At 67.9% G+C, this 8,324-nt stretch carries 10 protein-coding genes; all 10 read left to right on the top strand.

Going from position 1 to position 8,324, the window contains the following annotated elements; translation table 11 throughout:
- Positions 1–9 precede the first annotated feature (9 nt).
- Positions 10–939, top strand: coding sequence for a N5-glutamine methyltransferase family protein (locus B4M62_RS06140; protein ID WP_290706097.1), 930 nt, complete (start codon positions 10–12; stop codon positions 937–939).
- 4 nt (positions 940–943) lie between these two features.
- The gene (locus B4M62_RS06135; RefSeq protein WP_290706096.1) at positions 944–1,603 is read left to right on the top strand and encodes an L-threonylcarbamoyladenylate synthase; all 660 of its coding nucleotides are present in this window, start codon (positions 944–946) and stop codon (positions 1,601–1,603) included.
- Complete coding sequence (glyA, locus tag B4M62_RS06130) at positions 1,600–2,775, top strand: serine hydroxymethyltransferase (RefSeq protein ID WP_290706095.1); 1,176 nt, start codon at positions 1,600–1,602, stop codon at positions 2,773–2,775. The genes B4M62_RS06135 and glyA overlap by 4 nt, the downstream gene beginning before the upstream one ends.
- Positions 2,772–3,962, top strand: coding sequence for a glycosyltransferase family 4 protein (locus B4M62_RS06125; protein WP_290706094.1), 1,191 nt, complete (start codon positions 2,772–2,774; stop codon positions 3,960–3,962). The genes glyA and B4M62_RS06125 overlap by 4 nt, the downstream gene beginning before the upstream one ends.
- A gap of 48 nt (positions 3,963–4,010) precedes the next feature.
- Entirely contained in the window at positions 4,011–4,457 is a 447-nt protein-coding gene (locus B4M62_RS06120; protein ID WP_290706093.1) for a hypothetical protein, read from the top strand.
- A gap of 264 nt (positions 4,458–4,721) precedes the next feature.
- On the top strand, positions 4,722–5,507 hold the full coding sequence (atpB, locus tag B4M62_RS06115) for a F0F1 ATP synthase subunit A (RefSeq protein ID WP_290706092.1): 786 nt from the start codon (positions 4,722–4,724) through the stop codon (positions 5,505–5,507).
- A gap of 79 nt (positions 5,508–5,586) precedes the next feature.
- A complete protein-coding gene (locus tag B4M62_RS06110; protein ID WP_007323606.1) occupies positions 5,587–5,832 on the top strand; it encodes an ATP synthase F0 subunit C in 246 nt (81 codons plus the stop codon).
- A gap of 13 nt (positions 5,833–5,845) precedes the next feature.
- The gene (locus B4M62_RS06105) at positions 5,846–6,397 is read left to right on the top strand and encodes a F0F1 ATP synthase subunit B (RefSeq protein WP_290706091.1); all 552 of its coding nucleotides are present in this window, start codon (positions 5,846–5,848) and stop codon (positions 6,395–6,397) included.
- Between the two features lie 40 nt (positions 6,398–6,437).
- The gene (locus B4M62_RS06100) at positions 6,438–7,247 is read left to right on the top strand and encodes a F0F1 ATP synthase subunit delta (protein ID WP_290706090.1); all 810 of its coding nucleotides are present in this window, start codon (positions 6,438–6,440) and stop codon (positions 7,245–7,247) included.
- Between the two features lie 67 nt (positions 7,248–7,314).
- Positions 7,315–8,324, top strand: a 1,010-nt coding sequence (atpA, locus tag B4M62_RS06095) for a F0F1 ATP synthase subunit alpha (RefSeq protein ID WP_290706089.1), incomplete at its 3' end; no start/stop codon positions are given.

The following is an 8,324-nucleotide window of genomic DNA, read 5'->3' as shown; positions in this document are numbered from 1 at the left end:
CGCGCAGTGATGCCGCGCGAGCACATCGCCGTCGCGGCCCAGACGCTGACCGCGGCGGGGATCGACTCGCCACACTCCGACGCCCACTGGTTGCTGGCCTACGCGCTGGGCGTCGATCGCGGCCGGTTGGCGCTCGTCGACGAGGTCGACGCACCCGCGGCTGCGCGGTTCGCCGAGGCCATCGAGCGTCGTGCCGCGCGCGTCCCGCTCCAGCACATCGTGGGCCGCGTCGAGTTCGGCGCACCGGATGCGGTGATCGAATTGCGTGTCGGGCCGGGGGTGTTCATTCCGCGTCCGGAGACCGAACTCCTCCTCGAGTGGGCGATTGCGACTGCGCCGCCGGGCGCCCTGGTCGCCGATTTCTGCTCCGGATCGGGCGCGCTGGCGTTGGGGCTGGCGTCGGCCCGCGATGATGTGCGAGTCGTCGCGGTCGAACTCTCTGGACCGGCGACGGCCTGGCTGCGGCGTAACGTCGCGGCCCAGCCGCTGTCGGTGGCGCAGCGGGTGGCCGTGGTCGTCGCCGACGTCACCGAGCCCGGTGCGCTCGGGGACGCGATCGCCGCGCAGGCCGGGCCGCTGGGCTGGCCCGTTGCCACGCCGCTGGACCTCGTCATCGCCAACCCGCCGTACGTTCCGTCCGTGGCCGATGGCGCGCCGACGGCGGTATCCCCCGAGGTGCGGGCCGATCCCGCTGCGGCGGTGTTCGCCGGTGTGGACGGCATGTCGGTGATCACGCCGATGCTCGCCTCGGTCCGGGCCCTCGGGGCGGCCGGTGCGGCCGTTGGAATCGAGCACGATGACTCGACCGGGCCGGCGGTGGCGGCCGCGCTGAGTGCTGCGGGGTTTGTCGCGGTCCGGGCCCGCGCCGACCTGGCTGGCCGGCCGCGATTCGCGACCGCGCGGGTGCCCGGGGTCGCCTCGGGGGCTGTGCAAGGATGAGACGGTGAGCACTGTCTACGACTGCATGGACCCGCAGATTCGCTCGTCGGGCATCGCGGCCGCTGTCGCGGCGGCGCGGTCGTCGCGGCTGGTCGTGGTGCCGACGGACACGCTGTACGGGATCGGTTGCGACGCGTTCGACGCCGACGCCGTCGCCGACCTGCTGAAAGCCAAGGGGCGAGGTCGCGATATGCCAGTCCCGGTGCTCGTCGGCTCGTGGCACACGATCGACGGTCTGGTGCTGTCGGTGCCGCTGGCCGCACGCGAGCTGACCCGGGCGTTCTGGCCGGGGGGGCTGTCGCTGGTCGTGGCGCAGGCCCCATCGTTGGCGTGGGACCTGGGGGACACCGATGGCACGGTGATGCTGCGGATGCCGCTGCATCCCGTCGCCATCGAGGTGCTGCGCGAGGTTGGTCCGATGGCGGTGTCGAGCGCCAATGTTTCGGGCCGTCCGCCGGCGACGACGGCGGAGGAGGCGCGCGAGCAACTCGGCGATGCGGTCTCGGTCTACCTCGACGGCGGGACCGCGGCAACCGCGGTGGCGTCGACCATCGTCGACGTGACCGGCGAGGTGCCGACGATCCTGCGCGAGGGCGCGATCAGCGCCGAGGCGATCAGCGAGGTGCTCGACGTCGATGTCGAGCAGTTGCGGGGTGTGTCGTGAGCACCGACGATGTGCGGTCCGTCGATCCGAGGGTCGCCGATCTGATTGGTGCGGAGGAGGGGCGTCGCGCCGACACCGTGTCTCTGGTCGCCAGCGAGGTGGTGTCGACGCCGGCCGTGCGCGCGGCGCTGGCCAGCGAGTTCGGCGACAAGTACGCCGAGGGATACCCGGGGCGCCGCTATCAGGGCGGCTGCGAGGTCGCGGACGAACTCGAGGAGCTCGCCACCGCCCGTGCCCGCGACCTGTTCGGTGCGCAGTACGCCAATGTGGCTCCGCTGTCGGGGTCGGCGGCCAGTCAGGCCGTGTATGCGGCTTTCGCGCAGCCGGGCGATGCGGTTCTGGCCTTGTCGCTGCGCCACGGTGGACACCAGACGCACGGCTCGCGGGCCAACTTCTCCGGCCGCTGGTTCACGCCGGTTTCCTACCAGGTAGAGATGGCCGGCGAGCGCATCGACTACGACCTGCTCCGGGAATCGGCGATGTTCCACAAGCCACGGATCCTCGTCGCCGGGGGATCGGGGTATTCGCGACACATCGACTTCGCCGCGATGCGGTCGATTGCCGACGAGGTGGGGTGTGTGCTGTGGATTGATGCCGCGCACATTGCGGGCCTCTCCATTGCGGGGATCGGACCGTCGCCGACCGATTTCGCCGACGTCGTGACCGTCTCCACCCAGAAGATCATGCGCGGCCCGCGCGGCGGGGTGATTCTCGCCCGCGCCGAGCATGCTGACGCGCTCAGCCGTGCGGTGTACCCGTTTCTGCAGGGCGGCCCGAATATGGCGGCGATCGCAGCCAAGGCCGTCGCGTTCGCAGAGTCGTCCACTCCGGCGTATCGGGAGTATGCGCAGCAGGTCGTCGCGAATGCATCGGCGCTGGCGGCACGACTCGTCGAGGGGGGGATGCGGGTGGTCTCCGGGGGTACCGACAATCACCTGGCCGTCGTCGACGTGACCCGATCGGGCCTGTCTGGGCGTGCGGCCGCGGACGCGCTCGCGGCGGCCGGGATTGTCGTCGACAAGGCGGTCCTGCCGTTCGACCCGGCGCCGGTGGCACAGGGGTCGGCGATCCGGGTCGGCACGCCGACGGTGACCGCGAATGGGCTGGGGGTCGACGACATGGTCGTGCTGGCGGACCGGATCCTCGACGTCCTGGCAGGTGCGAAGCAGTGATCGAGCTGGTGGCGACGACCTCGGGGATCAGCTCCTCCGGGACCGGCGTACCGCTGCGCGAACTCGTGCTTGTCGGCTCGACCGCGACCGCGGTCACCTTCCTGGCAACCTCGTTGGTCCGGGTCTTCGCGATCCGCGTCGGCGCGGTCGCCGTGCCGCGCGCGCGCGACGTCCACGTGATCCCGACGCCCCGTCTCGGCGGGATTGGCATGTTCCTCGGCGCCGTCGCGGCGATCGCGCTGGCCGCGCAGCTGCCCGCGCTCAACCGGGGTTTCGCCTATACGCCGGACATGATGGCGGTCATCGTCTCCGGGCTGGTGATCGTGCTGGTCGGGGTGATCGACGACCGGTGGGGTCTGGACGCGCTGACCAAGTTCGTCGGACAGCTCACCGCGGCGGGGGTACTCGTCATCATGGGGGTCAGCTGGAATGTCATCTATATTCCGTTTGGCAACATCGGGACGCTGACCCTTGATCCATTGCAGGCCGGTCTGCTGACCGTGGTGATCACCGTTGCCACGATCAACGCGATCAACTTCGTCGACGGCCTCGACGGCCTCGCCGCCGGCTTGGGGCTGATCGCCGCACTCGCGATCTGCCTGTTCTCCCTGGGCCAGTTGCGCGACCTCGGCGGCGACTCGAGTTCGTACCCACCGGCACTGATCACCATTGCCCTTGCCGGCGCCTGCCTGGGGTTCCTGCCGCACAACTTCAGCCCGGCCCGCATCTTCATGGGTGATTCCGGCGCGATGCTGATCGGTCTGATGCTGGCGGCGGCATCGACGAGCGCGTCGGGGCGCCGGGCACCGAACGCGTATGGAACGGCCGATGTGTTCACTCTGCTGTCGCCGTTGATCCTCGTCGCGGCCATCATGTTCATTCCCATGCTCGACATGCTGATGGCGGTCGTGCGGCGCACCCGGGCCGGCGTGGGCTTCTACACGCCTGACAAGATGCACCTGCATCATCGGCTACTCGAGATCGGGCATTCGCAGTCGCGAGTGGCGCTGCTGATCTACCTGTGGGTCGGCGTGCTGGCCCTGTCGGTGTCGGCGAGCACGGTCGTGCCGCTGCGCGTAGTCGGGCCGATTTTTGCCACCGGACTCCTCGTGGCGCTGACCTTCACATTCCTGCCGCGCATTGTCGCGGTGTTCCGCGGTTCACCGGCGGGCCATCCGCCGGCCTAACGGATCGGGGATTGGCTGCCGGCGCGGCGGGGACGCTAGCCTGTGCGCATGGCTGATGACACCCCCGACATCGTTCGCGCCACCACCGATCCGCTCGGAGCGCTCAGGGCCGGGCTGCGCTACGGCTCGATCGGCCTGGTCCTCTTGACCGTGCTGGGCCTGGCGGTTTGGGTGCCGGTGGCGGGCAAGCCCGGGCTCTGGGGCGTGCTGGTGGGTGCCGCCGTCGGCGGCGGGTTCATCCTGGTGACGATTGTCGTGGTGCTCTGCACCGCTCACCTGCCGCCGACGACATCGCTGTACATCATCATGGGGTCGTGGTTCCTGAAGATGGTTGCGGTAATCGTGCTGACGGGGCTCATCAAGAACATGGGGTTCTACGACAAAGGTGCGCTCGTCAGCATGCTTGTCGGCGCCATCGTGGTGGTGCTCGGCGCGGAGTTCTACGGCGTGCTGCGCACCCGGGTGCCCTACGTCGACGAGGTGCCGGGCAAGTAGTGCAGACCGCCGACCTGCTACTACACCGCGTCGTAGACATGTCCGGCGAACCAATTGGACCCCGGTGATTACGTACCTGAGCAGGACTTGATAAAGTTCTGATCACACCAAACAGGAGACGGCCGCCCCCGGTTGCGCATCGCGCACCCGATCAGCGTCAGATTCTGCTTGCGTCCCGCCAACCGCGGGACAGTCCGATCGAACCCGCATCGCGACCGCGATCGACGGGCCCGACCACGGGAGAGAACGCTGATCAACGTCTTCTTGGCCGATTCCAGTGGACAGTTCAAGCCGCCGACGCTGGACGACTTCTTTCCCCCGCAGGTTCTCTTCGAGGGCACGCCGTTCGCGCTCGACCGGCTCATGCTCATCCGCCTCGGCGTCGTCATCGTGCTGTCGCTGTTCTTCATGATCGCGATGCGCAGCCCCAAGCTCGTCCCGCGCGGGATCCAGAACGTCGGCGAGAGCATGCTCGATTTCGTCCGCGTCCAGATCGCTGAGGAAATCCTGGGCAAGGAGAACGGGCGCAAGTACCTGACGATCATCGCGACGATCTTCTTCGCGACGATCTTCTTGAACCTGACCTCGATCATCCCCTTCCTGAACATCTCGTCGAACGCCCGCATCGGATTCCCGATGGTGATGGCCGCGGCCGCCTACATCACCTATCTGTGGGTCGGCTTCAGCAAGTATGGCTTCTTCGGCTTTATCAAGGCCTCGACTGTGCTGCCCGGCGTTCCGCTGCCGATTCACTTCCTGTTGATCCCGATCGAGTTCATCTCGACCTTCATCCTGCGGCCGTTCACGCTCACCGTCCGTCTCATGGCCAATATGCTGGCCGGCCACATCATGCTGGTGCTGTTCTTCTCGGCCACCCAGTTCTTCTTCTTCGAGGCAAAGAACTGGATGGCGGTCTTCGGACTCCCGGCGCTGGTCGTCGGCGTCGCGTTCACCTTCTTCGAACTCTTGGTGATCGCCCTGCAGGCCTACATCTTCGCGCTGTTGACCGCGGTCTACATCGACCAGTCGATTCACGCGGACTCGCACTGACCACCCTGACCAACGACAACTGAGAACCTGACTACTCATCCGCCCGGATGAGAAGCCATTTAGAAAGGGAATTCACAAGATGAGCTACATCGCCCAGACTCTGGCCGAGACCAGCGAAATCACCGGTAAAGGCTTCGGTGCCATCGGCTACGGCCTCGCCGCCATCGGCCCCGGCATCGGCGTGGGTATCGTGGCCGGCAAGGCCATCGAGGGCATCGCGCGTCAGCCCGAGTTGTCCGGCCAGATCCGCACCACCATGTTCCTGGGCATCGCACTGTCCGAGGCACTGGCGCTGATCGGTATCGTCGCCGGCTTCATCTTCTGATCGACGTATCACCATGATCAACGCCACCGAACTGACGCTGCACCTCGCAGCGGAGGGCGGCGAGAAGCACAATCCGCTTCTGCCGCACACCTATGACATCGTCTGGTCGCTGGTCGCGTTCGCCATTGTCTTCTTCGTGTTCTGGAAGTTCGTCCTCCCGCGCTATCAGCAGGTGCTTGACGAGCGGCGCGACGCGATCGAGGGCGGTCTTGAGCGCGCCGAGGCAACGCAGGCAGCGGCGAACGCCGAGCTCACGGCGTACCGCGAGAAGCTCGCCGGTGCCCGCGAGGAGGCTGCCGCCATCCGTGACGACGCGCGTGCCCAGGGGCAGCAGATCGTCGCAGACGCCACCGCGACCGCACAGGCGGAGAGCGATCGGATCGTTGCCGCCGGCAACCAGCAGCTGGAGGCTTCGCGCCAGCAGGTGGTCTCCGAGCTTCGCGGCGACGTCGGCAAGATGTCGATCGACCTGGCCGAGAAGTTGGTCGGGGAGTCGCTCGGCGACACCGCCAAGCAGTCGGCCACGGTTGACCGCTTCCTCGCCGAGATCGACAGCTCCAAGTAGCTGGTCGGCGCAGGACAACGAGACAGGAACGAAGAGGTAGATGTACGCAGCATCCTCACGCGAGGCCCTCGCCGGTGCGCGCACCGCGCTGGAACCGGTGACCGATTCGGCCGGCACCGCCGCCACCACCGGTGACGAACTGCTGGCGGTGTCCCGGCTGCTCGGCACCAACCGGGAGCTGCTGACCACTCTCACCGAGGCGGCGGTACCGCCGGCCGAGCGTGCCGCAGTCGCCCGTGCCGTCTTTGCGGGCAAGGTCGCCGAGGGGACCGGCGGGGTTGTCGCCGCTGCGGCGGGCGGTCAATGGTCCACCTCTGCCGATCTGATCTCCGGACTGCACGACCTCGGGGTCGAGGCGCTGCTGCGCTCGGCCGCGGCCGCCGGTGACGGCGACACGGTCGAGGACGAGTTGTTCCGGCTCGGTCGCATCGTCGCCGGTGACGCCAAGCTCGAGCAGGCGCTGTCGGACCGGGCCCGCTCGGCGACGGACCGCGTGGCACTCTTGCGGTCGCTCATCGCCGGCAAGGTGAACCCGGTGACCGAGAAGCTGTCGCTGGACACGATTGAGCGGTCGGACCTGAAGCCGGCCGACGCCCTGGCCGCGCTGGCCGATACGGCGGCCGCCATCAGCGGTCGGCGAGTCGCACACGTTCGCGCGGCGGCGGAGTTGTCTGATGCTCAGCGGCAGCGGTTGGCCGACGACCTCGAGGCGGACTTCGGCTCGCCGGTCACCCTTCACATCGACATCGACCCCGCCCTGCTGGGCGGCGTCGTGGTCCGCGTCGGCAACGAGCAGATCGACGGCAGCCTCGCCGGCAAGTTCGCCGCGGTGCGGCGCGGCCTGCGCTAACCGGCACCCACTACCCCACACGAAACCTTGATCGACACCCGATCACAGAGCCAGGAAGAGTAAGCACATGGCGGAGTTGACCATCTCCTCCGATGAGATTCGGAGCGCGCTCAGTACGTACACCAAGGAGGTGGACACGTCTGCCACCCGCGAAGAGGTTGGCACGGTCGTGGACACCGGCGACGGCATTGCCCATGTGAGTGGCCTGCCCGGCGCCATGGCGAACGAGCTGCTGGAGTTCGCCGGCGGAATCCGCGGTGTCGCACTCAACCTCGACCTCGACGCGGTGGGCACCGTGATCTTGGGCGACTACGAGAACATCGAAGAGGGCCAGGAGGTCAAGCGGACCGGCAACGTGCTGTCGGTGCCGGTCGGCGACGACTTCCTCGGCCGCGTCATCGATCCGCTCGGCGCGCCGATCGACGGCCTGGGCCCGATCGAGGCCGAGGAGAATCGCGTCCTCGAGTTGCAGGCGGCCTCGGTGCTCGAGCGCCAGCCCGTCGAGGAGTCGCTCGCCACCGGCATCAAGGCAATCGATTCGATGACGGCGATCGGTCGCGGCCAGCGCCAGCTGATCATCGGCGACCGCAAGACCGGGAAGACCGCGGTCTGCATCGACGCCATCCTGAACCAGAAGGACAACTGGAAGTCGGGCGACCCGGACAAGCAGGTCCGCTGCATCTACGTGGCGATCGGCCAGAAGGGCTCGACCATCGCGGCAGTCAAGACCGCGCTCGAAGAGGCCGGCGCGATGGAGTACACGACCATCGTCGCGGCCCCCGCATCGGATTCGGCCGGTTTCAAGTGGCTCGCTCCCTACACCGGGTCGGCCCTGGGTCAGCACTGGATGTACGCGGGCAAGCACGTTCTGATCGTGTTTGACGACCTGTCGAAGCAGGCCGAGGCCTACCGCGCGATCTCGCTGCTGTTGCGTCGGCCGCCGGGCCGCGAGGCATACCCCGGTGACGTCTTCTACCTGCACTCGCGCTTGCTGGAGCGTTGTGCGAAGCTCTCCGACGAGATGGGCGGTGGCTCGATGACCGGCCTGCCGATCATCGAGACCAAGGCCAACGACGT

The sequence above is a fragment of the Gordonia sp. UBA5067 genome, assembly GCF_002414845.1.
GTDB lineage: Bacteria > Actinomycetota > Actinomycetes > Mycobacteriales > Mycobacteriaceae > Gordonia > Gordonia defluvii.
Note: the sequence above shows the minus strand (reverse complement) of the source record. Positions and strands in the feature narration are given on the sequence as shown.

Excerpts from the sequence above, each read along its gene's own strand:
- B4M62_RS06140 (WP_290706097.1), top strand. The coding sequence starts at position 10 with ATGCCGCGCGAGCACATCGCCGTCGCGGCCCAGACGCTGACCGCGGCG.
- B4M62_RS06120 (WP_290706093.1), top strand. The coding sequence starts at position 4,011 with ATGGCTGATGACACCCCCGACATCGTTCGCGCCACCACCGATCCGCTC.
- B4M62_RS06110 (WP_007323606.1), top strand. The coding sequence starts at position 5,587 with ATGAGCTACATCGCCCAGACTCTGGCCGAGACCAGCGAAATCACCGGT.
- B4M62_RS06105 (WP_290706091.1), top strand. The coding sequence starts at position 5,846 with ATGATCAACGCCACCGAACTGACGCTGCACCTCGCAGCGGAGGGCGGC.
- B4M62_RS06100 (WP_290706090.1), top strand. The coding sequence starts at position 6,438 with ATGTACGCAGCATCCTCACGCGAGGCCCTCGCCGGTGCGCGCACCGCG.